Source organism: Devosia sp. (assembly GCF_017307495.1).
GTDB lineage: Bacteria > Pseudomonadota > Alphaproteobacteria > Rhizobiales > Devosiaceae > Devosia_A.
On the sequence record NZ_JAFKHE010000012.1, the window covers coordinates 122,368 to 145,636 of the forward strand.

23 protein-coding genes are annotated in these 23,269 nt (G+C 66.6%); 15 read left to right on the top strand and 8 right to left on the bottom strand.

Annotated elements, in window-relative coordinates; all coding sequences use genetic code 11:
* Positions 1-124: 124 nt before the first annotated feature.
* Positions 125-379, bottom strand: a complete 255-nt coding sequence (locus tag J0I99_RS01155) for a YjhX family toxin (RefSeq protein WP_291395283.1) — start codon at positions 377-379, stop codon at positions 125-127.
* A 302-nt stretch (positions 380-681) separates the two neighbouring features.
* On the opposite strand from J0I99_RS01155, the gene J0I99_RS01160 reads away from it, so the two are divergent.
* The 6 genes from J0I99_RS01160 to J0I99_RS01185 all read left to right on the top strand — a co-directional run bounded on the left by J0I99_RS01160 (position 682) and on the right by J0I99_RS01185 (position 5,704).
* Positions 682-990: a chorismate mutase gene (locus J0I99_RS01160; protein WP_291391847.1), complete on the top strand. Its 309-nt coding sequence runs from the start codon at positions 682-684 to the stop codon at positions 988-990.
* Between the two features lie 32 nt (positions 991-1,022).
* The gene (locus J0I99_RS01165) at positions 1,023-1,547 is read left to right on the top strand and encodes a GNAT family N-acetyltransferase (protein ID WP_291391848.1); all 525 of its coding nucleotides are present in this window, start codon (positions 1,023-1,025) and stop codon (positions 1,545-1,547) included.
* 10 nt (positions 1,548-1,557) lie between these two features.
* A complete protein-coding gene (gene gatB, locus J0I99_RS01170; protein ID WP_291395285.1) occupies positions 1,558-3,060 on the top strand; it encodes an Asp-tRNA(Asn)/Glu-tRNA(Gln) amidotransferase subunit GatB in 1,503 nt (500 codons plus the stop codon).
* Positions 3,061-3,142: 82 nt separating this feature from the next.
* Positions 3,143-3,631, top strand: coding sequence for a nucleoside deaminase (locus J0I99_RS01175; protein WP_291395287.1), 489 nt, complete (start codon positions 3,143-3,145; stop codon positions 3,629-3,631).
* Positions 3,632-3,705: 74 nt separating this feature from the next.
* Complete coding sequence (locus J0I99_RS01180) at positions 3,706-4,923, top strand: MFS transporter (protein WP_291395289.1); 1,218 nt, start codon at positions 3,706-3,708, stop codon at positions 4,921-4,923.
* 304 nt (positions 4,924-5,227) lie between these two features.
* Positions 5,228-5,704 carry a VOC family protein gene (locus J0I99_RS01185; RefSeq protein ID WP_291395292.1) on the top strand — a complete coding sequence of 159 codons (477 nt, stop codon included), beginning with the start codon at positions 5,228-5,230 and terminating at the stop codon, positions 5,702-5,704.
* A 94-nt stretch (positions 5,705-5,798) separates the two neighbouring features.
* Here J0I99_RS01185 and J0I99_RS01190 read toward each other — a convergent pair whose 3' ends face one another.
* Complete coding sequence (locus J0I99_RS01190; protein WP_291395293.1) at positions 5,799-6,689, bottom strand: DMT family transporter; 891 nt, start codon at positions 6,687-6,689, stop codon at positions 5,799-5,801.
* 208 nt (positions 6,690-6,897) lie between these two features.
* Here J0I99_RS01190 and J0I99_RS01195 point away from each other — a divergent pair, with 208 nt between their 5' ends.
* Complete coding sequence (locus J0I99_RS01195; RefSeq protein ID WP_291391854.1) at positions 6,898-7,863, top strand: bifunctional helix-turn-helix transcriptional regulator/GNAT family N-acetyltransferase; 966 nt, start codon at positions 6,898-6,900, stop codon at positions 7,861-7,863.
* Between the two features lie 93 nt (positions 7,864-7,956).
* Here the strand turns inward: J0I99_RS01195 and purN are convergent, their stop codons facing one another.
* Together purN and purM are read right to left on the bottom strand one after the other, a co-directional pair.
* Positions 7,957-8,553: a phosphoribosylglycinamide formyltransferase gene (gene purN, locus J0I99_RS01200; protein ID WP_291395296.1), complete on the bottom strand. Its 597-nt coding sequence runs from the start codon at positions 8,551-8,553 to the stop codon at positions 7,957-7,959.
* Entirely contained in the window at positions 8,550-9,626 is a 1,077-nt protein-coding gene (purM, locus tag J0I99_RS01205; protein ID WP_291395298.1) for a phosphoribosylformylglycinamidine cyclo-ligase, read from the bottom strand. The genes purN and purM overlap by 4 nt, the downstream gene beginning before the upstream one ends.
* A gap of 33 nt (positions 9,627-9,659) precedes the next feature.
* Between purM and J0I99_RS01210 the strand changes: the two genes are divergently transcribed.
* From J0I99_RS01210 to J0I99_RS01225, 4 genes are read left to right on the top strand one after another with little or no spacing between them, the layout of a single operon-like run.
* Positions 9,660-10,865 (top strand): AI-2E family transporter, encoded by a 1,206-nt coding sequence (locus J0I99_RS01210; protein WP_291395300.1) that lies wholly within the window; start codon positions 9,660-9,662, stop codon positions 10,863-10,865.
* Positions 10,862-11,608 carry a hypothetical protein gene (locus tag J0I99_RS01215; RefSeq protein WP_291391858.1) on the top strand — a complete coding sequence of 249 codons (747 nt, stop codon included), beginning with the start codon at positions 10,862-10,864 and terminating at the stop codon, positions 11,606-11,608. The genes J0I99_RS01210 and J0I99_RS01215 overlap by 4 nt, the downstream gene beginning before the upstream one ends.
* Complete coding sequence (locus tag J0I99_RS01220; protein ID WP_291391859.1) at positions 11,601-13,772, top strand: RNA degradosome polyphosphate kinase; 2,172 nt, start codon at positions 11,601-11,603, stop codon at positions 13,770-13,772. Before J0I99_RS01215 ends, J0I99_RS01220 begins: the two co-directional genes overlap by 8 nt.
* Complete coding sequence (locus J0I99_RS01225) at positions 13,769-15,307, top strand: Ppx/GppA phosphatase family protein (protein WP_291395303.1); 1,539 nt, start codon at positions 13,769-13,771, stop codon at positions 15,305-15,307. The genes J0I99_RS01220 and J0I99_RS01225 overlap by 4 nt, the downstream gene beginning before the upstream one ends.
* A gap of 9 nt (positions 15,308-15,316) precedes the next feature.
* Here the strand turns inward: J0I99_RS01225 and J0I99_RS01230 are convergent, their stop codons facing one another.
* The 3 genes from J0I99_RS01230 to J0I99_RS01240 form a co-directional block, all read right to left on the bottom strand.
* The gene (locus J0I99_RS01230; protein WP_291391861.1) at positions 15,317-16,666 is read right to left on the bottom strand and encodes a TCR/Tet family MFS transporter; all 1,350 of its coding nucleotides are present in this window, start codon (positions 16,664-16,666) and stop codon (positions 15,317-15,319) included.
* Between the two features lie 72 nt (positions 16,667-16,738).
* Complete coding sequence (locus J0I99_RS01235; protein WP_291395305.1) at positions 16,739-17,980, bottom strand: FAD-dependent monooxygenase; 1,242 nt, start codon at positions 17,978-17,980, stop codon at positions 16,739-16,741.
* 9 nt (positions 17,981-17,989) lie between these two features.
* The gene (locus J0I99_RS01240; protein ID WP_291391863.1) at positions 17,990-18,235 is read right to left on the bottom strand and encodes a zinc-finger domain-containing protein; all 246 of its coding nucleotides are present in this window, start codon (positions 18,233-18,235) and stop codon (positions 17,990-17,992) included.
* A gap of 359 nt (positions 18,236-18,594) precedes the next feature.
* Between J0I99_RS01240 and J0I99_RS01245 the strand changes: the two genes are divergently transcribed.
* The 4 genes from J0I99_RS01245 to thrS all read left to right on the top strand — a co-directional run bounded on the left by J0I99_RS01245 (position 18,595) and on the right by thrS (position 22,846).
* The gene (locus J0I99_RS01245) at positions 18,595-19,353 is read left to right on the top strand and encodes an alpha/beta fold hydrolase (protein ID WP_291391864.1); all 759 of its coding nucleotides are present in this window, start codon (positions 18,595-18,597) and stop codon (positions 19,351-19,353) included.
* A 95-nt stretch (positions 19,354-19,448) separates the two neighbouring features.
* Entirely contained in the window at positions 19,449-20,279 is an 831-nt protein-coding gene (cysE, locus tag J0I99_RS01250) for a serine O-acetyltransferase (protein WP_291395307.1), read from the top strand.
* 103 nt (positions 20,280-20,382) lie between these two features.
* Positions 20,383-20,601: a DUF3126 family protein gene (locus J0I99_RS01255; protein WP_291395309.1), complete on the top strand. Its 219-nt coding sequence runs from the start codon at positions 20,383-20,385 to the stop codon at positions 20,599-20,601.
* Positions 20,602-20,872: 271 nt separating this feature from the next.
* Entirely contained in the window at positions 20,873-22,846 is a 1,974-nt protein-coding gene (thrS, locus tag J0I99_RS01260; protein WP_291395311.1) for a threonine--tRNA ligase, read from the top strand.
* 43 nt (positions 22,847-22,889) lie between these two features.
* Here the strand turns inward: thrS and J0I99_RS01265 are convergent, their stop codons facing one another.
* A complete protein-coding gene (locus J0I99_RS01265) occupies positions 22,890-23,186 on the bottom strand; it encodes a hypothetical protein (RefSeq protein WP_291395313.1) in 297 nt (98 codons plus the stop codon).
* Positions 23,187-23,269 lie beyond the last annotated feature (83 nt).

The window sequence follows — 23,269 nt, forward strand, 5'->3', positions numbered from 1 at the left end:
GGGCGCGATCGCAGCAACGCCAACCACTTGAGCACTGGGTCCCGGCTTCCGCCGGGATGACGGCCGGTGGGTGGGATGACGGCCGGTGGCTGCGGCGAACTGGTGCCCCAGCCACCGGTATGCCCTATCTGTTGTCCACCTCTGCCCGTACCAGCTCGAGGCCGCGCCGGGTGATGCGGTAGGGGCGGCTGTTGGCGGAGGCTATGGCCTTCTTGTTCTTGAGTATCTTGAACATGCCGAGGGTGCAGGGCATGAGCCAGCCGTCGCGGCTGTAGAGCTCGATGCCGTTGATCTTGCCGGTCTCGGATTTGAGTGCGTGAATGGAGCCGCCCTGCGCGAGGGCGTGCAGCACCCGCTGTTCTTCGCGGGAAATATCCATGGAATGTCAATGCCTTGGGATGCGTCGAAGCGAGCCGCCGCCAGCATCGCGCTTGGCAGCAACCTGGTTCAGACCCCGAGCCAACTCACTGATTGCGCGAGGCAATCAGGTGGCCGGGGGGTTACGCAATCTCCGTCTGGCTAGACATAAGGCAGTCCTGTCCTTGAAAGCGCCGCCGTACTGCCGCGCCGATGAACGGGTGATGAATAGCGGCGGAGCGGCATCCGGGCCAGCCCCCCGGTTGCAAACGCCGGCGTGGCGGTGCAAACCAGCAACTCTACCCCTTGCCCCGAGTGCCTCCCGTGACCAAAGCCCCTGCCGAATGCAACACCAAGGAAGACGTGCGCGCCGAGATCGACCGGATCGACCAGGGGCTGCTGTCGCTGCTCGCCGAGCGCCACGCCTACGTGACGCGCATGGCCGAGATCAAGACGGACCCGCATGAGGCCTATGACCCGACGCGCATCGAGTCGATCATTGCCAAGCAGCGCAAGCGGGCCGAGGAACTGGACCTCGACGAGGACCAGGCCGAGCTGATCTGGCGCACGCTGATCAACTGGAATGTGAACTACGAAAAGGGCATTATCGCCGCGCGCAAGCGCCACGGCTGAGCTAGGCTGGCCGCGTACCGGAGCCAAACCAGATGACGTCGCCCGAGATCACGATCAGGAAGGCAGTCGCGAGCGAGGCCGAGCGCCTGGCGGAACTGGCGCTGCTCGCCTGGGAGCGCGACCTGCGCCCGTTCCTGTCGGGCGAGGCGGCGAGCCGGCAGAGCGAGAAGCGGCGGCTGGGGACGGCGGTGCACGAACTGCTCGACCGGACAATCGTGGCCGAGATCGACGGCGTGCCGGTCGGCTGGTGCGCGCGGGCGCGGAGCCGCGCGTACATCCCGTACCTGTTCGTGACGCCGTCGTTGCAGAACCAGGGCATCGGCAAGCTGCTGCTCAGGCGAATGGAGTCGATCCTCGAGCTCGAGGGCAACGACCGGGTACAGCTCGATACCTTGAGCGACAACGTGCGGGCGGTGAATTTCTACCAGCACCAGGGCTATCGTATCCTGGTGCTCAAGCGCGAAGGCGGCCACTCGAACGACGCGCAACTCAGCGTGCGGCTCGAAAAGCGCCTCTCCCCATACCGCGGTCCGCTGACCGACGACGAAGAAGAATAGGAAGTCCCACTTGACCCTCATCGATACCAGGACCCCCAACCCCAAGAGCTTCATCAAGGGTTCGACCGGGGATTGGGAGATCGTCATCGGCATGGAAGTGCATGCCCAGGTGCTGTCTGAATCGAAGCTCTTCTCGGGCTCTTCGACCGAGTTCGGCTCGCCGCCCAATGCCAACGTCTCGTTCGTCGACGCGGCCATGCCGGGCATGCTGCCGGTGATCAACGCCGAATGCGTGCGCCAGGCGGTGCGGACGGGGCTCGGGCTCAAGGCGCAGATCAACAAGCGCTCGATCTTCGACCGCAAGAACTACTTCTATCCGGACCTGCCGCAGGGCTACCAGATTTCGCAGTTCAAGGACCCGATCGTGGGCGAGGGCTCGGTGTTCCTCGACATGGGCGGCGAGGAGCATATCGAGATCGGCATCGAGCGGCTGCACCTCGAGCAGGACGCCGGCAAGTCGATCCACGACCAGCATCCGAACATGAGCTTCGTCGACCTCAACCGGTCGGGCGTGGCGCTGATGGAAATCGTGTCGAAGCCCGACCTGCGCAATGCCGACGAGGCCAAGGCCTATCTCGGCAAGCTGCGCACGATCCTGCGCTATCTCGGCACCTGCGACGGCAACATGGAAGAGGGCTCCATGCGGGCCGACATCAACGTCTCGGTGCGCAGGCCCGGCGGCCCATTCGGCACGCGCTGCGAGATCAAGAACGTCAACTCCATCCGCTTCGCCGGCCAGGCCATCGAGTTCGAGGCGCGGCGGCAGATCGACATCCTCGAGGACGGCGGCACGATCGACCAGGAGACGCGGCTCTACGACCCCAAGACCGGCGAGACACGCTCGATGCGCTCCAAGGAAGAGGCGCACGATTACCGCTACTTCCCCGATCCGGACCTGCTGCCGCTGGAATTTGACCAGGCCTTCATCGACGACCTGGCCCAGCACCTGCCGGAACTGCCCGACGACAAGCAGGCGCGCTTCATCAAGGACTATGGCGTGACGCCTTATGACGCGATGGTGCTGACGCTCGAGCGCGAGACGGCCGACTACTACGAGGAAGCGGTCAAGTCGGGCGGCGGAAAGCGCGACGGCAAGGCCGTGGCCAATCTCGTCAACGGCGACATCGCGGCCTACGCCAACAGCCAGGGCCTCAGCGTATTCGAGACGCACATCAAGCCGGCCCAGATCGCCGGTATCGTCGATCTGGTCGCAGCCGGGACAATTTCGTCCAAGGGCGCCAAGGATCTGCTCCAGATCATCATCGCCGAGGAGCCCGAGGGCGAGCCGGCCGAGATCGTCGAGCGGCGCGGCATGAAGCAGGTGACCGACCTCGGTGCGATCGAGGCCGTGATCGACGAGATCATCGCTGCGAACCCGGGCCAAGTGGCGGCCGTCAAGGCCAAGCCGACCATGCTCGGCTGGTTCGTCGGCCAGGCCATGAAGGCGAGCGGCGGCAAGGCCAACCCGCAGGCGCTGAACGAGTTGCTGAAGAAGAAGCTGGGGATCGAGTAGGCGATCGCAGCTACGGAATCCGCCGGCTTGTAACGGCGGGTTCTTTGGCACAAGCTGCCCGGGCAATCCGGAGGGTCAGCGGATGCCACAACGCCCCTATGACGAGCGCCTGCTGCGACAGACATTCGACGTTGCCCGCAGGGCCCGCGACGCCGGCGAGCACCCTTTCGGTTCGCTGCTCGCCGACAAGGACGGCAACGTCCTGCGCGAGCAGCTCAACGGCTACAAGGCCGGCGGCGGCGACCGCACCGCGCACGCCGAACGCCTGCTGGCGCAGTGGGCGCGGGAGAACCTGAGCGAACAGGAGCTGGCCCAGTGCACGCTCTATACGTCTGCGGAACCGTGCGCGATGTGCTCCGGCACGATCTACTGGGTTGGCATCGGGCGCGTGGTGTTCGGCCTTGCCGAGCACGACATGAAGGCGCTGACCGGCAATCACAACGAGAACCCCACACTCGACCTGCCTTGCCGGACCGTATTCGAGGCCGGCCAGAGACCAACGGATGTGGTGGGTCCGCTGCTTGCGGACGAAGCGGCAAAACTCCATTCTGATTTCTGGAAAGACAAGTAGCTCAAGGGCTGCTTAGTCGTGAGGTGCCGCCAGGTTCCGCTCCCGCGGGACCGGGCTGACCGCTGAGGGAAAACATGACGACCGAACCGAGCGCAAATCCGGGCCGGCGCTCCCTTCCCGCCGGCATCTGGGCGCTCGGCTTTGTTTCGCTGCTGATGGATGTCTCGTCCGAGATGATCCATGCGCTGCTGCCGATCTATCTGGTGACAGCGCTGGGTGCGACGGCGCTAATGGTTGGCTTGATCGAGGGCATAGCCGAGGCGACCGCTTCGGTGACCAAGGTGTTCTCGGGCGCGATTTCGGACTGGCTGGGCAAGCGCAAGCTGCTCGCCATCATCGGCTACGGCGTCGCCGCGCTGACCAAGCCGATCTTCCCGTTGGTCACTTCGATCGGTTGGCTGCTGGCGGCACGCTTCGTCGACAGGATCGGCAAGGGCATCCGCGGGGCCCCGCGCGATGCGCTGGTCGCCGACATCGCTCCGCCCGAGCAGCGCGGCGCGGCCTTCGGGCTGCGGCAGAGCCTCGACACCGTGGGCGCTTTCCTCGGACCAGGGCTGGCGGTGCTGCTGATGTGGCTGACGGCAGACAATTTCCAGGCGGTGTTCTGGGTAGCCGTGATCCCGGCTTTCGCCTGCGTCGTGGTGCTGATGCTCTTCGTCAAGGAACCGGAGCGGCCGGCGGAACTGCGCAAGGTGCGCGCACCCTTGTCGCGGCGCGAACTCGGCCGGCTGGGTGCGTCCTACTGGTGGGTCACGGGCGTGGCGACGCTGTTCACGCTGGCCCGGTTCAGCGAGGCCTTCCTGCTGTTGCGCGCCCAATCGCAGGGGCTTGATGTGGCCCTGGTGCCGCTGGTGCTGGTGGCCATGAACGTCGTCTACGCCCTGTCCTCGTATCCGGCCGGGGCGCTGGGCGACCGCACCAACAAGCTGACGGTGCTGTTGCTCGGCGTGCTGATGCTCATCGCCGCGAACCTGTTCCTCGCCATGGACGGGCCGCTCGGGCTGGTGCTCGGCGTGCTGCTGTGGGGGCTGCACATGGGCTTCACCCAGGGACTGTTCGCGAGCCTCGTCGCCGAGACGGCGCCGGCCGAGCTGCGCGGGACGGCCTACGGCATGTTCAATCTGCTCGGTGGCGGTGCCCTGCTCGTGGCGAGCGTGCTGGCCGGCTGGCTCTGGCAATCCATCGGCCCGTCGGCGACGTTCATCTCCGGGGCGGTCATCACCGTGCTGAGCCTGGCCGTGCTGCTGGTGATGCGGCGGCGGTTGCCGCAGATCGGCGTCGTCAGGAGCTAGAACCGGCCGCAAAAAGCAAGAGGGCCCGTCGAGGAGGTGGAATCTCCCGGCGGGCCCAACCGAACGGGCGGCGAAGCCCGATCAGCGGCTGTCACATACGTATCCCGCACGAGGAAAGCAAGGGCTGGCGCGATCGAACCGAACCGGCGGCGTTCGCCGAATCCCCATCGGAAGGATCGATTGCGGCCACATCTGCACTTCATTGAAGCCACACTGGCCTGCGACGGTCCCGGGGTGAACGGGCGGCCGGGAACCGTGAACCCAGCCGCCCGTTCAGTTCGACAGACCCAGAACGGAGGCTACGATGCCCGTACTCAACCGCGTCCTGTTCAATGTGCTGTGCAAGGACCTCGCCGACAGCGTCGCCTTCTATCGCGAGCTGTTCGGCCTCGAGACGGTCTATGACAGCGACTGGTTCGTGATCCTCTCGCCGGCCGGGCAGCCGAATGTGCAGATCGGCCTCATCGACCAGGTGAGCGAGTACACCCCGCGCCACGCCTGGGGCATGCACGAGGGCACCTACCTGACCTTCGTGGTGGACGACGTGCTCGACGTGATGGACCGGGCGCGGGCGATGGGCGCCGATATCGTGACCGAGGCGGTGGCACTCGACTATGGCCAGACGCGCGGGCTGATCCGCGACAAGAACGGCATGGTCATCGATATTTCGACCCCCACGGAACAGCTCGCAGCCCGTGGCGAGGAGGGCGTGGATTTCGCCGACCGCGACACGATGATCGACCAGGGTCAGCCCGGCGATACGGCGCGTCCCTTCTTCTAGGTCGGCGGTCTGCCCGTGTGTCGGTCGCGAGTTGGGTCCGAGCTTTTGCCGCGATGACAGCGGTGGGAGAGGCAGGTCCCTGCCTCCGCACAGGTCAGGCTGGCGCGCGCCTGAGCCGCCTCACCAGCCGGCCATCGATGAAGACCAGGCCGAGGAAGACCACGGCGATGCCGAGGACGTGGACGAGTTCGAACCGCTCGTGCAGCACCAGCACGCCCAGCAGGATCGCCGAGATCGGGGTGATGAAGGTGTTGAGCGAGAGGTTGGTCGCGCCGACCCGCGGCAGCAGCCAGTAGACGAGCAGGAAGCTGAAGCTGGTCGAGAACACCGAGATGCCGAACAGCGCGGCCCAGGTCTCGGCCAGGGTGATGACCGGCACGCCGGAGAAGACGAAGGCGATCGGGATCGAGACCAGCGCCGCGCCGGTGAGCGAGCTCGAGGCGACGGCGTAGGGCTCCACCTTGGCGAAGCGACGGGCATAGTTGAGGGTCAGCGCGTAGCAGCAGGTGGCGGCGAGCGCGGCGAGCAGGCCCACCACCTGCGCCGCTGCGCCATCGCCGAACGAGGGCAGGGCGAGGATGATCGCCCCGGCAAATCCGACCAGCACGCCGGCGACCTTGTTCCAGGTCGCCTTCTCGCCGCCCGCCCACATCTGGGAGACGATTACGGTGGTCATCGGCGTCATGCCGTTGATGACGCCGACGATGGAACTGGCGACGGTCTGCTCGGCGTAGGGAAACAGCGCGAACGGGACGGCGTAGTTGAGGATGCCGAGGACGAGGAACTGCGGGTAGAGCCGAAGGTCGGTCGGCAGCTTTTTGCGCGTTGCAAAGAATACCGCCCAGCAGATCGCGGCGCCGATGGTGACGCGACCCGCCGCCACCCAAAGCGGGCTGATCTCGCGGATGAGGACCGCGTTGAAGAGGAACGAGCAGCCCCAGACGGCGCCGAGCAGGATGATGAGCAGCCAGTAGCGAAGGGGCATCAGGGTGGTATCTCGTTGTTGCTTCAGGGGGCGGAACATGGCTGCGAACGGGAGTCGCGTCGAACCGATTTTGACGATGGGTACAATCAATTCCAGTGATGCGCCGGCCGAGCCAGGCTACGACGACCTCGCGGCTACTTCGCGACCATGGACTGCTTCGCCGGAAGGAGATATGTTAGTACTTACATAACTTCGTCGGGAGGGACCGATGACGTATCTGAGCGAGATGGGGCTGCTGTCGCTGGGCAGCCAGTTGAAGGCGATCAGCGACCAGCTCTACGCCATGGCGGACGATGTCTACAAACGGCACGGCATCGACCTGCAGGGCCGCTGGTTCCCGATCCTGCGCCTGCTGCACGACCAGGGCCCGATGACGGTGGGCGATATCGCGACGGCGGTGGGGCAGACTCATTCGGCGATCAGCCAGCTGGCCAACCGGCTGGTGCGCGAGGGCTGGCTGACGGCCTCGAGCGACGCCCACGATCGCCGGACGCGGCGGCTGGCGCTGACCGCCAGGGCCGAGGCGGTGATCCGGACGGCCAAGCCGCTGTGGCGCGCCATGAAGGAGGGATTGGAGCAGCGGGTGCGCGACACCGGCCTCGATGCCGCCATGCTGGAGGCACTGGCGCGGGTGCCGGGCCGGGAACTGGCCGACATGATCAGCGAACGAGCCGCGGCGTATCGCGGCGGTGCTGTCAGCATCGTGCCGTTCCAGCCGGGGCTGCGCGACCACTTCTACCGGCTGAACGCCGACTGGCTGGAGCGCTACTTCCAGCTGGAGCCATACGACATCGACGTGCTGTCGAACCCGGAGGGCGTGATCCTCTCGACCGGCGGAGCGATCTTCTTTGCGCAACTGGGGGACGAGATCGTGGGGACCTGCGCGCTGCTGCAGGTGTCGCCGGGCGAATACGAGCTCACCAAGATGGGGGTGGATCCCAAGGCGCAGGGCATGGGCATCGGGCGCCGGCTGATCGAGGCGACGATCGCCGAGTTCCAGCGGCTGGGCGGGCGCGAACTGTTCCTCGAGACCAACAGCAAGCTCAAGACTGCGATCCGGCTGTACGAGACCTCCGGGTTCGAGCACCAGCCGGCCGTGAAGGCGGATTCGCACTATTCGCGCGCCGACACCTACATGATCTGGCGGGGCTGGCCGGCGTCGCAGGCGGCGTGAGGGACTTGGGGTGGGGAGGCATCGACGATCGCCGCGCTACCCCCTCCCTCAGTCCCTCCCCTCAAGGGGGAGGGAGGCGATCGCCGCAGTGTCCTAGCCCGGGTACGTAGCGGCGCCGCGGGCCACCAGCGCGAGGGCTTCGGGATAGATCCGGTGCTCCTCGACGAGGATGCGCTCGGCCAGCGTGTCGGGCGTGTCGCCGGGCAGGACCGGGATGCGGGCCTGCAGGATGGTCGGGCCTTCGTCCACGCCGGGCGAGACGAAGTGCACGGTGCAGCCATGCTCCTTGTCGCCAGCGGCGAGAACCGCCTCGTGCGTGTGCAGGCCCCGATAGAGCGGCAGGAGCGAGGGGTGAATGTTGATCATCCGGCCCTTCCACCTCTCGGTGAACTCCGGCGTCAGGATGCGCATGAAGCCGGCGAGCGCGATAATGTCGGGGCGCCAGAGCCTGAGCACATCGGAGAGGGCCAGCTCGAAGCCGGTGCGGCTCGGATAGTCCTTGTGCCAGCGCCACGCCGTGGCGATGCCGTGGCTGGCGGCGGTCCTCAGCCCCTCGGCGTCGGGCTTGTTGGAAAAGACACCGACGATCTGCGCCGGATAGTCCGGCGCCCTGGCCGCACGGATCAGCGCCTCCATGTTCGAGCCGCGGCCCGAGATCAGGATGGCGACGCGTTTCCTCGACTCGGTCACAGCGCCAGTGCACCTTCGAAGGTGACCGGTTCGCCGGTGCGGGGACGGAGCTCGCCGACGATGGCGGCGGTTTCGCCGTGCGCGCCAAGATGTTCGACCAGCCGGCTGGCGTCCTCGCTGGCCACGGCGCAGAGCATGCCGACGCCGCAGTTGAAGGTGCGCAGCATCTCGCGCTCGTCCATGCCGCCGACGCGGGCGAGCCAGGCGAAGACCTTCGGCACGCGGATGCGGTCGAGCTGGACGTGCGCGGCCAGATTGTCGGGCAGCACGCGCGGGATGTTGTCGATGAAGCCGCCGCCGGTGATGTGGGCCAGCGCCTTGATGCCGATGCCGGCCTTGAGCGCGGCGAGCAGGGGCTTCACGTAGATGCGGGTCGGGGTGAGGAGCGCGTCGGACAGCGACCTGGACGGCTCGAACGGGGCCGGCAGGTACCAGTCGATACCGGAGAGCTCGACGATCTTGCGGACCAGCGAATAGCCGTTGGAGTGCACGCCCGACGAAGCAATGGCGACGAGCACGTCGCCGGCGGCGATGTCAGCACGGGGCAACAGCGTGCCGCGCTCGGCAGCGCCGACGGCGAAGCCGGCGAGGTCGTAGTCCTTGCCGTGGTACATGCCCGGCATCTCGGCCGTCTCGCCACCGATGAGGGCGCAGCCGGCGATGCGGCAACCCTCGGCGATGCCCTCGACGATCGCCGCGCCGGTGCTGACGTCGAGCTTGCCGGTGGCGAAATAGTCGAGGAAGAACAGCGGCTCGGCGCCCTGCACGATGATGTCGTTGACGCACATGGCCACGAGGTCCTGGCCGATGGTCGCGTTGTTGCCGGTCTCGATGGCGATCTTGAGCTTGGTGCCGACCCCGTCATTGGCCGCGACGAGGATCGGATCGGTGAAACCGGCCGCCTTGAGGTCGAACAGGCCGCCGAAACCGCCGATCTCGCCGTCCGCCCCGGGGCGCCGGGTCGAGCGGACGGCCGGCTTGATGGCCTCGACAAGCGCGTTGCCGGCGTCTATGTCGACGCCCGCCTGCTTGTACGAAAGCCCGTTTGATGGCACGTTTTGCGCGTCGGACATGGGCTTGTTCGCCATATTTCAGGGGTAGCGGAATTGTCGAGCGCTGATAACCGCTCCACCTCGGTGACGCAAGAGTCGCCACATACCCTGAGCCTCAGGCATCAGGTGCTGATCTGGGGCGGGCTGTTCCTGCTCACGATCCTGTTCCTGTGGATCTTCCGGCCGATCCTGCTGCCCTTCGTGGTCGGGCTGACGCTCGCCTATCTCCTGAACCCGGTGGTCAACTGGCTGCAGCGGCTCGGCATCAGCCGGAGCTGGGGCGCCATGCTCGCGCTGACCGGCGTCATCGTGCTGCTGGTGGGGCTGCTGCTGGCCGTCGTGCCGCTTGTGGCCACGCAGATCGGCGGGCTGGTGGTGAGACTGCCCGGATATGTCGGCGACCTGCAGGGGCTGCTGCGACAATGGGCCCCCCAGTTCACCGAGTGGCTCGGGCCGGAGCGTACGGCGCAGCTGCAGGGCAGCCTGACCGACCTGATCGGCAGGGCGGTGGAGTTTGTCGGACTCGCGACGACCACCCTGGCGCAGAGCAGCCTGACCGTGCTCGGAACGATCGCCGTACTGTTCATCACGCCCGTGGTCGCCTTCTATCTCCTCGTCGACTGGGAGGGGATGATGCTGAAGGCCGACGACCTCCTGCCGCGCCGCTACCAGGGCGAGATCCGCGGCATCCTCAACGACATCGACCGCGCCATGGCCGGCGTGATCCGCGGGCAGGGCGGCGTGATCCTCGTGCTCTGCGTCTACTACTGCACGGCGCTGACCCTGGCGGGGCTCAACTATGGCCTGGCGATCGGGCTGATCGGCGGGCTGCTCAGCTTCGTGCCCTATGTGGGTTTCCTGACCAGCTTTACGCTGTCGCTGACCATCGCCCTTGTGCAGTTCCTGCCGGACCAGTGGATCTTCGTCGGCATCATCCTCGCGATCTACGGCGTGGGGCAGTTCCTCGAGGCCAACATCCTCTATCCCAAGCTCGTCGGGCAGAGCATCAACATCAATGCGGTCTGGCTGATGTTTGCGCTGTTCGCGTTCGCACTGCTGTTCGGCGTGGTGGGCCTGTTGCTGGCGGTGCCGCTGGCGGCCATCACCGGCGTGCTGACGCGCTACGCCATCGCGAAGTACCAGCAGTCGAGCCTCTACCTGGGCACCGAGCCGGTGGCAGCGACCCCGGCCCCGGTGGCGGTCGAAAAGCCCGCAGCCGCAAAGCCGGCGCGCCGGACCCGCGCCACGACGGAGAAATGAGCATCTCCGAACCGGTCTCGCCGCGTCCCGGCCAGCTGGCACTGGACCTGGGCCACGAGCCCAGCCATGCCGAAGCGGATTTCATCGTCGGCGAAGGCAACCGGCTGGCGCACGCGCATGTGCTGGCATGGCCGAACTGGCCCGCGCCACTGACCCTGATCGAGGGCCCAGCGAGTTCCGGAAAGTCGCATCTGGCACGCATCTGGGCCGAGCGGGCCGGGGCCGGCTACGCTGCGCCGGAGTCGGCCGAGGACCTGTCGCGCGCCGGCGGCACGGTCCCGCTTGTGCTCGAGGACGCCGACCGGGCGGGCTACGAGGAGGCCGCGCTGTTCCACCTGCTCAACCAGTCGATGCGCGATCGCCGGCCGGTGCTGATCACGGCGCGCGAGCCGGTTGCAAACTGGCCGTTCGCGACCGATGATCTCAAGTCGCGGGCTCGACTCGCGGCGCATTTCAGCGTGTCATTGAGCGACGACATCCAGTTGTCACAGATGTTCGTGAAGTTGTTCGATGACCGCCAGGTGACGGTCGACCCCCGGATCATCGCTTACCTGGTTGCCCGGATGGAGCGCTCCTCCGAGGAGGCGGTGGCGCTGGTGGAGACGATGGATCGGCTGGCGCTGGAACGCGGCACGGCGATCAATCGAACGATCGCGAGCGAGGCCCTGGCGCGGCGCGGTGCGTTGCGGGACGATGGGCAGATGGAACTGGCGCTCGATTGGGAAGGCCACGACGATGAATGAGATGAGCGAGATCGCCGATCCTTCGGCCGAGGCACCCGACGTGACCGAACTGCGCCAGAGCCCGGCGCGCTTCGTCAATCGCGAGGTCAGCTGGCTGCAGTTCAACATGCGCGTGCTGGAGGAGGCGGGCAATGTCAACCACCCGCTGCTCGAGCGGCTGCGCTTCGTCTCGATCTCGGCGACCAACCTCGACGAGTTCTTCATGGTGCGCGTCGCGGGGCTGAAGGGTCAGTTGCGCGCCGGCCTCGGCTCCAAGAGCGCGGACGGGCTGTCGCCCGCCGAGCAGCTCGAGGAGATCGCCACGCTGGCCCAGCACCTGCACCTCGAGCAGCAGGACCACTGGCAGCAGTTGCGGGAGGAGCTGTTTGCCAAGGACGTGGTGATCCACGAGGCGGACGACCTGACGCCGGACCAGGTGAAGTACCTGCAGAAGCTGTTCCGCGAGGAGATCTTCCCGGTACTGACGCCGATCGCGGTCGACCCGGCGCATCCGTTCCCGTTCATTCCGAACCTGGGTTTCACGCTCGCTTTCGAGATGGTGCGCGACGGAACGGCCCAGACGCTGACCGCGCTGGTGCGCGTGCCCTCCAACCTCGACCGCTTCATCAACCTTCCGTCCGACCTTACGGCCGGCACGCGGGTCGAGGTGGTGACCATCGACACGCTGATCAACCTGTTCATCAACAAGATGTTTCCGGGCTACACCGTGTCGGGCTCCGGCGCCTTCCGGATCATCCGCGACAGTGAAATCGAGATCGACGACGAAGCCGCCGACCTCGTGGTGGAGTTCGAATCCGCCCTGCGCCAGCGCCGGCGCGGCATGGTCATTCGCCTCGAGATCGAAAAGAAGATGCCGCGCGCGCTGCGCCGGCACATCTCGGAGCGGCTGGGCGTCGGGCCGACCGACACGTTCGAGGTGCAGGGCTTCCTCGGCCTCGCCGATGCGAGCTGGATCTGCTCGATCGACCGGCCGGACCTGAAGTTCACGCCCTACCTGCCGCGCTATCCCGAGCGCATCCGGGACTTCAACGGCGACATCTTTGCGGCCATCCGGGCCAAGGACCTCCTGGTCCACCACCCGTTCGAGAGCTTCGACGTGGTGGCCCAGTTCCTGATGCAAGCGGCGCGCGATCCCGACGTTGTGGCGATCAAGCAAACGCTGTACCGGACCTCGCGCGACAGCCCGATCGTCAAGGCGCTGGTGCAGGCAGCCGAGGCCGGCAAATCGGTGACGGCACTGGTGGAGCTGAAGGCGCGCTTCGACGAGGAGGCCAACATCCGCTGGGCCCGCGACCTCGAGCGCGCCGGCGCGCAGGTGGTGTTCGGCTTCATCGAGCTGAAGACGCACGCCAAGATGAGCCAGGTGGTGCGGCGCGAGGCCGGCAAGCTGGTCAGCTACTGCCACCTCGGGACGGGCAACTACCACCCGATCACGGCCAAGATCTACACCGACCTCAGCTATTTCACGACCGAGCCGGCGATCACCCGCGACGTGGCACGGGTGTTCAACTTCATCACCGGCTATGCGCGGCCCTCCGAGATGGAGGCCATCGCCTATTCGCCGGTGACGCTGCGCCAGACGCTGCTCGATTCGATCGCCAAGGAAGTCGAGTTCGCCGAGCGCGGCGAGCCGGCCAGCATCTGGCTGAAGATGAACGCGCTGGTCGATCCCGAGATCATCGACGCGCTCTACGACGCGAGCCGCAAGGGCGTGAAGATCGAGCTGATCGTGCGCGGCATCTGCTGCCTGAGGCCGGGCATTCCGGGCTTCTCGGATAATATCCGGGTGAAGTCCGTGGTCGGGCGCTTCCTCGAGCATTCCCGCATCTACTGCTTCGGCAACGGCGCCGAGATGCCGTCGCGCCGGGCCAAGGTCTACATCAGTTCGGCCGACATCATGCAGCGCAACCTCGACTGGCGCGTCGAGGTGATGGTGCCGATCCTGAATGCCACCGTGCACGAGCAGATCCTCGACCGCATGATGGTTGCGTACCTGAAGGACAACCAGCAGAGCTGGGAGGTACTTCCCGACGGCAGCTCCGATAGGATAAAGCCGAAGGAGGGCGACGAGCCCTACAATGCGCACGACTACTTCATGACGCATGCGAGCCTGTCGGGTCGCGGCACCGCGCTGAAGCGCGAAACCGAAGAGAGAGCTGAGTGAACCAGTACTGGGGCGTCGACGCCGACCCCACCGCTCAGGGCCGTATCAAGGGCGCGCGCCCGGTTGCGGTGCTGGACATTGGATCCAATTCGGTCCGACTGGTGGTCTACGAACGGCACGCCCGCTCGCTGACCCCGCTCTACAACGAGAAGACCGCCTGTGCGCTCGGCCGCGGCCTGGCGCAGACCGGCAAGATTGCCTACGAGAACATCGACCGCGCGCTGACCGCCATCCAGCGCTTCGCGCTGGTGTCCAGGCTGATGCGGGTGGGGACGACCCACATCCTCGCCACCTCCGCGGTGCGTGAAGCCAGCAATTCCAAGGCCTTTGTCGATGCCGTCGAGCAGACGATGGGCGGCAGGGTGACGGTGCTCTCAGGGGCCGAGGAGGCGCATTTCGCCGCGCTCGGCGCGATCTCGGGAATGCCGGGCTTCAACGGCGTGGTCGGCGACCTCGGCGGCGGCAGCCTCGAGCTGTCCACGATCTCCGGCGGCATCGATTCGACCGGGGAAACGCACCAGCTTGGCGTGATCCGGCTGCAGGACGATTCCGAGAACTCGCCGTCGAGGGGGCAGGCCATCGCCAAGCGCCGGCTCAAGAAGTCGGCGCTGCTGGATGGGCAGGGGGGCAGCTTCTGCGCCATCGGCGGCACCTGGCGGTCCCTCGCCAAGGTGCACCAGGTACTGCGCAACTATCCGCTGCACATGGTGCAGAATTACGAGGTCGGCGCGGCCGACATGCTCGACCTGTGCGAGCAGATCGTCGCCGCCACGGCGTCGGGCAAGGCCTATGTGGGCGCCGAGCTCGCGAGTTCGAGCCGGCGCGATCTGGTGCCGTACGGGGCCGCGGTGATGATCGAGGTGCTGAAGGCCGGCAAGTTCTCGAGCGTGATCTTTTCCGCCCTCGGGGTGCGCGAGGGCTATCTGTTCGGACTGCTCGACGAGGGTGAACGCGCCATCGACCCCTTGCTGCAGATGGCCGAGGACGTGAACGTGCTGCGCTCGCGCTCGCCGCAGCATGCCGAGGACCTGATCTCGTTCTCGGGCGGATTGCTCGAGACGCTCGGGATCGCCGAGACCGCCGAGGAGACCCGGCTGCGGCGGACGGCCTGCTACCTCGCCGATATCGGCTGGCGCGGCCACCCCGACTACCGCGGCGAACAGGCGGTGGACATGGTGGCCTATGGCGCCGCCACCGGCATCGACCATCCGGGCCGGGCCTTCCTCGCCGAGGTGCTGGCCGTGCGCTACATGGGCCTCAAGCAGAAATCGATGAGCGCCAGCCTGTTGGCGCTTTCGGGGGCAGCGATGAGCGCCCGGGCGCGCCTGCTGGGTGCGATGTTCCGCGTTGGCTATCCGATGTCGGCGGCCATGCCGGGGGTGCTGCCGCGCATCCGCTTCGAGCTGGATGCCAATGTCCTCAGGCTGCTGCTGCCCGGCGACCTCGCGTTCCTCGACGGCGAGCACCTGCGCGGCCGCCTCGATCAACTGGCGGGCGTGGCGGGCTACAAGCAGACCGACATCGTGGCGGGCTGAGCCGGCCGGCTACTTGCTCGCCGGCTCCGTGCCGCCGTTGCCGTTGCCGTTCTCGTCGTGCGGAGGGGTCACCTGCTGGCCGGGCTGCGCCATCTCGTGAATATGGGGCATCTTGGCGACCGGCGGCCGGTGGGTCAGGTCGAAGCGGCGGACCGTGTAGACGAAGAGGCCGGCCGCGGCCACGACGAGGAGGCCGGCGCCAAAGAACGGGGCGCCGGGAAAATAGCCGGGCTGGCCCTTCTCGGCCTGCGTGAAGAAGCTGAACAGCTGCGTCGCGAGTAATGGCCCGAGGATCGAGGCCAGCGAGTTGGTGGCATTGATGGCGCCCTGCAACTCGCCCTGCGCATCATCCGGCACCTGCCGCGACATCAGCGAGTTGATGGCCGGGCCGGCCAGCCCCGCCAGCGAGCCGAGGATCAGGAAGCCGTAGAGCGGGAGCTCGGAGTGGATGAACGCGGTGCCGGTGAAGGCAATGGCGGCGGCAAGCATGCCGAGCAGCACGGTCGACCACTCGCCGATCTTCTTGGTCACGGGGCCGATCAGCAGGGCCTGGCTCAAGGCGAAGCCGATGCCGAACGTGCCCAGCGCGATGCCGATCTGCGCCGACGAGAAGTTCAGTACCTGGATGGTGAAGAAGTTCCACACCGACGGGAAGGACTGGCTGGCGAGCACGAACAGGCCGAGCACACCCAGCAACCAGAGCACTACCGGGTTCTTGCCCAGGCTCAGCAGCACGCCGAACGGGTTGGCGCGGCGGATATCGAAGGGACGGCGCTTGTCCTCGCCCAGGCTCTCGGGAAGCACGAAGAACCCGAACAGCAGGTTGGCGCCAGCCAGGGCCGCCGCGGCATAGAACGGCCAGCGCGGGCCGAGTTCGCCGAGAAGCCCGCCGACCACCGGGCCGAAGATGAAGCCCAGGCCGAAGGCCGCGCCGATCAGGCCGAAGCGCCGGGCGCGCTTCTCGCGCGGGGTGATGTCGGCGATATAGGCCGTCGCCGTGGCGACGGAGGCGCCGGAGACACCGGCGATGGTGTGGCCGATGAAGATGAACACCATCGAATTGGCGAAGCCCATGATGGTGTAGTCGATGGTGAGGCCGGCCAGCGCGACGAGGATGATCGGGCGGCGTCCGAAGCGGTCGCTGAGGTTGCCGAGCGCCGGGCCGAACAGGAACTGCATCAGCGAGTAGGCGAACACGAGATAGCCGCCCAGAACGGCGGCCTGCGCGACGCTGCCGCCTGAGAGCTGCCCGATCAGGCTGGGCAGCACAGGCAGGATGATGCCGTAGCCCAGCATGTCCAGGAAGATCGTGATCAACACGCAGGCGAGTGTGAGATTGGACTGGGGCGATACAGGCATGCGCGGGCGGCTGTCCCTTGTGGTCGGCGGCAGTTGACACAGCGCCCCCGGATTAGGCAAGCGCCGGATGGCTCAGTGGACGTCCTGTCGCGGCTGGCGCGGCGGGGCCGGAACGGCTCCTGGAGCGGATGCGGCGTCGTAGCCGTAGAGCCACGACAGTCTCTTCAAATGCCCACGGGGGCCCTGGAGTTTCACCACGGCGTTGCGAGCGAGGGTGAACGGCCATTCGAGATGGAAGGCAATCCCGTTGGAGCTGGAGATCCTGCGCACCCGCTCGACCCGCGGCCGGCGCAGCGCGGCATAGCGCTGCAGCGCCGACCCGGCATCGGCTTCGCTCATCAGCAGGGGCGCGAGGACGGCGGCATCCTCGATCGCCATGACGGCGCCCTGTGCCTGGAAGGGCAGCATGGCGTGGGCGGCGTCGCCGATGAGTCCGATCCCGCCCTCGGCCCAGACCGGGGTGGAGACGGTGGAGCACGGCCAATAGCCCCAGTCGTTGCCGGCAGCTTCCCGGATGGCGTCGAACTGCCGGCTCTTCATCATGGCCCAGGGCAGGTCGGGCGCGAGCGGCGGATCCTCGCCGAAAGCGCGCTCGGCCCTGACTTTGGAAAAGAGCGCGACATTGACCTGCTTGCGGTGCGGCAGCGGATAGGTGACGGCGTGATAGCCCGGGCCCCAGAGCAGGCTGGTCTGCCCGGCCACGAGCACGCGATCGAGCGCATGCTCGGGCAGGGTGATGCGCCAGGCGACCATGCCGGAATAGGTCGCCTCGGGGCCCATCAATACGCCGGTGCGGGTGCGCGAGTTGACGCCGTCCGCGCCGATGAAGGCGAAGGCCCTGGCGGACCGCGACTTGCCATCCGCCTCGTCGACGGTGACCGAGACACCGCGGGCGTGGCTGACGACGTCGTAGGCCCGGACGCCGAACAGCATGTCGATGTTGGCGAAGCGCTTGCACGCCCGATAGAGCAGGTCGGCAAGGTCGGCCCGGTGCATCACCGCATAGGGTGCGCCGAACTGTTCCTCGACGATGCGGCCCAGCTCCAGAGTGACCAGCGGCTGGCCGGCGCCGTAGGGGTAGACGTCGATGCCGCGCGGCTGGAACGACACCTCGTTCAACGCGCGGTCGAGGCCGAGGCGGTTCAGGATCTTGCGCGCGTTGGGACTGATCTGCAGGCCGGCGCCGACTTCCTGCACGGCGTTGCGCTTCTCGATCACGACGACGGTCGCGCCGAACTTGGCGAGCGCCAGGGCCAACGTCATGCCGGCGATACCGGCACCGGCGATATAGACGGTGCGTCCGTTACCGGACATGGCGGGATATCAGGCGGCTTCGGAGTGGTAGATCGCCGACAGGGGCTCGGAGGTGCCGGGCGCGAGCGTGCTGTCGTACTTGTAAAGCGTCGAGCAGTAGGGGCACACGATCTCGCTGTCCTTGCCCATGTCGAGATAGACATGCGGATGGTCGAACGGGGGCAAGGCGCCGACGCACTGGAACTCCTTGGACCCGATCCGGATGCTCCGCAGCCCTTCGGTGTTGTGGAAGTGCGGAGTGCTCTCGTGCGCCATCGTCGGATCCTCGGTTCGAACTCGGCCGGAACATAGCGGCGTGAACGGGGGAAGGGAAGGGCGGCATCCTTCCCGGGGCGGGGGGTTCATTTCGGACTACGCCAAACTCACCGGGTCAATCCCGCGAAAGCGGGAACCTCTGTTTGCGGAGCGTGAGGCCAAACGGAGATCCCCGCTTTTGCGGGGATGACCCGGTGAGAATGAGGGGTGACCCGGTGAGGTTGAGGGGGCGATCCGGTGAGGGTTAGGGGATGCCCGGTGACAAGGCGGTTCAACCTGTCCCGCCGACGGGCGAACGACTGGGGTATCCTGCCATGCCCGTCGTTGCTACAACCCGCGCCTCCACGAAGGGACCGCCCATGCCGCAGTTCAGTTCCGCCGGAATCGCCATCGACTACCAGGTGCACGGGGAGGGCGCGCCCATCCTCTTGATCCATGGCTTCGGCTCGTCGGGAAAGATCAACTGGATCGACACCGGCTGGGTCGAGACGCTGAGCGGGGCCGGCTACCAGCCGATCACCTTCGACAATCGCGGCCATGGGGCCTCGCGGAAACTCTACGACGCGCAGCTCTACTTCGCGCACGAGATGGCCAAAGATGCCCTGCGCCTGCTGCACCATCTCGGCATCAAGCGGGCGCCGGTCATGGGCTATTCGATGGGGGCCCGGATTGCTGCCTACCTGATGTTGCAGAACCCCGAGGCGGTGACGTGTGCCGTGTGGGGCGGCATGGGGCTCAACCTGATCTCGGGGCTCGAGGACAGCGAGGAGATCATCTCGGCGCTGACGGCCGAGTCGCTCGAGCAGGTCACCGGCCGGACCGGACGCCAGTTCCGCATCTTTGCCGACCACAACAAGGCCGACCGGGCGGCGCTGGCCGCCTGCATGGTCAATTCGCGCGAGCCGATGCGCGAGGCGGACGTCCGCCGGATCGCGGCGCCGGTCCTGGTGGCGGTGGGCAGCGAGGACGACATGGCCGGCTCCGCCGACGCACTGGCGGCGCTGCTGCCGCAGGGCGAGCCGTTCACCATCGCGCGGCGCGATCACATGCGCGCGACCGGCGACAAGACCTTCAAGGCCGCCGCACTGGATTTCCTCGCGCGGCACGCCGCGGAGTAACCATTGTACCCAAGCGTGCGAGCCGCGAACCAATTTACGCGCTAAGGGTTGGTATCGGAGCACGACTTGTCTTATATCGGCACTCGCCGATGGAGATGCGGATGAGCACGAACTTGAAGACGGCCGGCGTCACGGCGATGGATCCGGTCTGGGATGCAGTCGTTTCCGGGGCGCGCCAGATCGTGGCGACCGAGCCGGCCCTTACCAACCTTGTCTACTCCAATATCCTCAACCATGACACGTTCGAGGACGCGCTGGCGCACCGCCTGGCCGAGCGCCTCGACCACCCCGATGTGTCGGCCGACCTGATCCGCCAGGCGTTCCGGGATGCGCTCGCGAGTCGCCCGGAGATCGGCATCGAGTCGCGCGCCGACCTCGCCGCGACGCTCGAGCGCGATCCCGCGCTGCACAAGGCGGTCGACTGCTTCCTCTATTTCAAGGGCTACCACGCCATCCAGACGCATCGCTTCGCCCACGCGCTGTGGACGAGCGGGCGCAAGGACTTCGCCCTCTACCTGCAGAGCCGCTCGAGTGCGGTGTTCCAGGTCGACATCAACCCGGCCGCCCGGATCGGCAAGGGTATCATGCTCGACCATGCGACCGGGTTCGTGGTCGGCGAGACCGCGACCATCGGGGACAATGTCTCGATCCTGCAGGGCGTGACCCTGGGCGGCACCGGCAAGTCCGAAGAAGACCGGCATCCGAAGATCGGCAACGGCGTGCTGATCGGCGCCCATGCGGTGGTGCTGGGCAATATCCGCGTCGGCGATTGCGCCCGGATCGGCGCCGGCTCGGTGGTGGTCAAGGAAGTGCCGCCACGCGTCACCGTGGCCGGTGTACCGGCCCGCGTGATCGGCGAGGCGGGGACGCCCCACCCGGCTTCGGTGATGGACCAACTCGGCGTGGTCAAGGACATCACCGGCTGATTCCGGCCGGTGGTCCCGGAAAAAACGTCGTGTTCGGGATTGCCCGGCGGGGCGCAATGCCTATTGTGGCGATCCCAAATCGACCCCCCTTGAAGGCGCCGCCATGAACCACCCCGAAATCATCAAGCTCCAGAAATTCCTGCAGCAGAAGTTCAACAACCGGAACATCGACGTCCGTCCGCGCAACAAGCAGAACGACAGCGTCGAGGTCTATCTGGGCGAGGAGTTCCTCGGTCTCATCTATGTGGACGACGAGGACGGCGACCGGTCCTACAATTTCCAGATGGCCATCCTGGACGTCGACCTGGACGAGATTCACTGACGGGCAGGGCAAGACCCTGCACTGAACCCAGCCCCGCCGACCTGACTTCGCACGTGGGCGCTGGCGGCCTGTTCCTGGCGGTCCGACCAACCAGAACTGACCAGGTTGGCAGCCGCGCTTGCCAGCCGCCGTTCCGACGTTCGGCGGGTGGCTGGAGGGCCCGTGGGCCCTGGCAGTTGTTGGCGTCGTGCCGCAACGCATGCTAGAGACCGCGCCTTGTCCCGTCCCGCAAGGACGAACGGGACGAAGATCAAACCCATTGGAGATGAAAATGATCAAGGTGACGTTCCCCGACGGTGCAGTACGCGACTATGCGCGTGGCACCACCGGGACCACCGTGGTCGAGTCCATCTCCCCCGGCCTCGCCAAGAAGACCGTCGCCATGAAGTGGAACGGTGTCCTGTCCGACCTGAGCGACCCGCTCGAGGATGACGGCAGGATCGAGTTCGTCATGCGCGACAGCGCCGATGGCCTGGGGCTGATCCGGCACGATGCGGCACACGTGCTCGCCGAGGCGGTGCAGGAGCTGTGGCCGGCGACGCAGGTCACCATCGGCCCGGTGATCGAGAACGGTTTCTACTACGACTTCAAGCGCGACACCCCGTTCAGCGAGGACGACTTCGCCACCATCGAGAAGAAGATGGCCGAGATCGTTTCACGCGGGGCTGCCTTCACCAAGGAAGTCTGGACCCGCGACCAGGCCAAACAGGTGTTCAAGGCCAAGGGCGAGGACTTCAAGGTCGAGCTCGTCGACGCGATCCCCGAGGATCAGTCGATCAAGATCTACAAGCAGGGCCAGTGGTTCGACCTCTGCCGTGGTCCGCACATGCGCTCAACCAAGGATGTCGGCACGGCCTTCAAGCTCACCAAGGTGGCCGGCGCCTACTGGCGCGGCGACAGCAACAATCCGGTGCTGAGCCGCATCTATGGCACGGCCTTCGCCAGCCAGAAGGAGCTCGACGAGTACCTCCACATGCTCGAGGAGGCCGAGAAGCGCGACCATCGCAAGATCGGCAAGGACCTCGACCTGTTCCACCTGCAGGAGGAGGCGCAGGGCTCGGTGTTCTGGCACCCTAAGGGCTATGTGCTCTACAACCAGATGGAGGCCTATATCCGCCGTCGGGTGAATGCCAACGGCTACAACGAGGTGAAGACCCCGCAACTGATGTCGTCGAAGTTCTGGGAGGCCTCGGGCCACTGGGGCAAGTACCGCGAGAACATGTTCGTGGTGCCCGACGAAGTACCGGGGACCGAGGAGGAGGGGCCGGTCCTGTCGGGCAAGTCGGAGCTCATGGCGCTGAAGCCGATGAACTGCCCGGCGCATATCCAGATCTTCAATCAGGGCATCAAGTCTTACCGCGATCTGCCTATCCGCATGGCGGAATTCGGCTGCTGCCACCGGAATGAGGCGCACGGCGCGCTGCACGGCCTGCTGCGCGTCCGCCAGATGACCCAGGACGACGCCCACATCTTCTGCACCGAGGAGCAGATCCAGGGCGAGACCGAGCGCTTCGTGCACCTGCTGTACTCCGTGTACGAGCACATGGGCTTCGAGAACGTGGTCATCAAGCTTGCGACGCGGCCGGAGAAGTTCGGCGGTACCATCGAGCGCTGGAATGCCGCCGAGAAGGCCCTGGGCGACGCGCTGCGCTCCACCGGCTACGACTTCGTCATCGCCGAGGGCGAAGGCGCCTTCTACGCGCCCAAGCTCGAGTTCCACCTCAAGGACGCGATCGGGCGCTCCTGGCAGGTGGGGACGCTGCAGCTCGACTACGTGCTGCCGGAGCGCCTTGGCGCCATGTATGTGGCCGAGGACGGGACCAAGAAATACGCCGTGATGCTGCACCGCGCGATCCTGGGCTCGCTCGAGCGCTTCATCGGGATGATGATCGAGCACTATGCCGGCAAGATGCCGATGTGGCTGGCGCCCACGCAGGTCGTGGTCGCGACCATCGTCTCGGAGGCCGACGACTATGCCCGGAAGCTGGTCGATCGCCTGCGCGCCGGCGGCATCCGGGCCGAGCTCGACGCGCGCAACGAGAAGATCAACTACAAGGTGCGCGAGCACTCGGTGCAGAAGGTGCCGCTGATGTTCGTGGTCGGCAAGCGCGAGGCCGAGGAGGGCACCGTGTCGGTGCGGCGGCTGGGAACCGAAGGCCAGAAAGTGGTGCCGGCGACCGACGCGATCGTCGAACTGATGGCGGAAGCCGTGCCGCCGGACCTCAAGCAGCCGGCCGCAGCCTGAACGATACGAGGGGGCCGCAGCGATGCGGCCCCCTTCCGACGTCTCAGAGCGTCATCACCATCTTTTCCGGAAGCACGTAGCAGTTGTCCGCGACCTGGACGAACTGGCGCGGCGTGAGCACGCCAAAGACCACCTTCTCGAGGCGGTAGTCGCATCCATCCTGCTCGATCAGCGACCCCTTGTTGTCGATCTGCTCGCAATAGCCGCCGGGGCGCTTGTAGCCCTCGGGCGCGTCGGGGCCGCAGAGCGGGTTCGTCGACGAGTCGGCAAGCGCCGGGGTGGCGGCGGGGGATGCTGCGGCGGAAGCGAGCAGCAGCGTGACGGCGAGGAACTTCTTCATCCTGTCTCTCCTGATATGGCCGGCGTCAGGCCGGCGATGCCGGCGCCATCCAGGTCGCCAGCGATGCTCCAGGACTAGGAGGA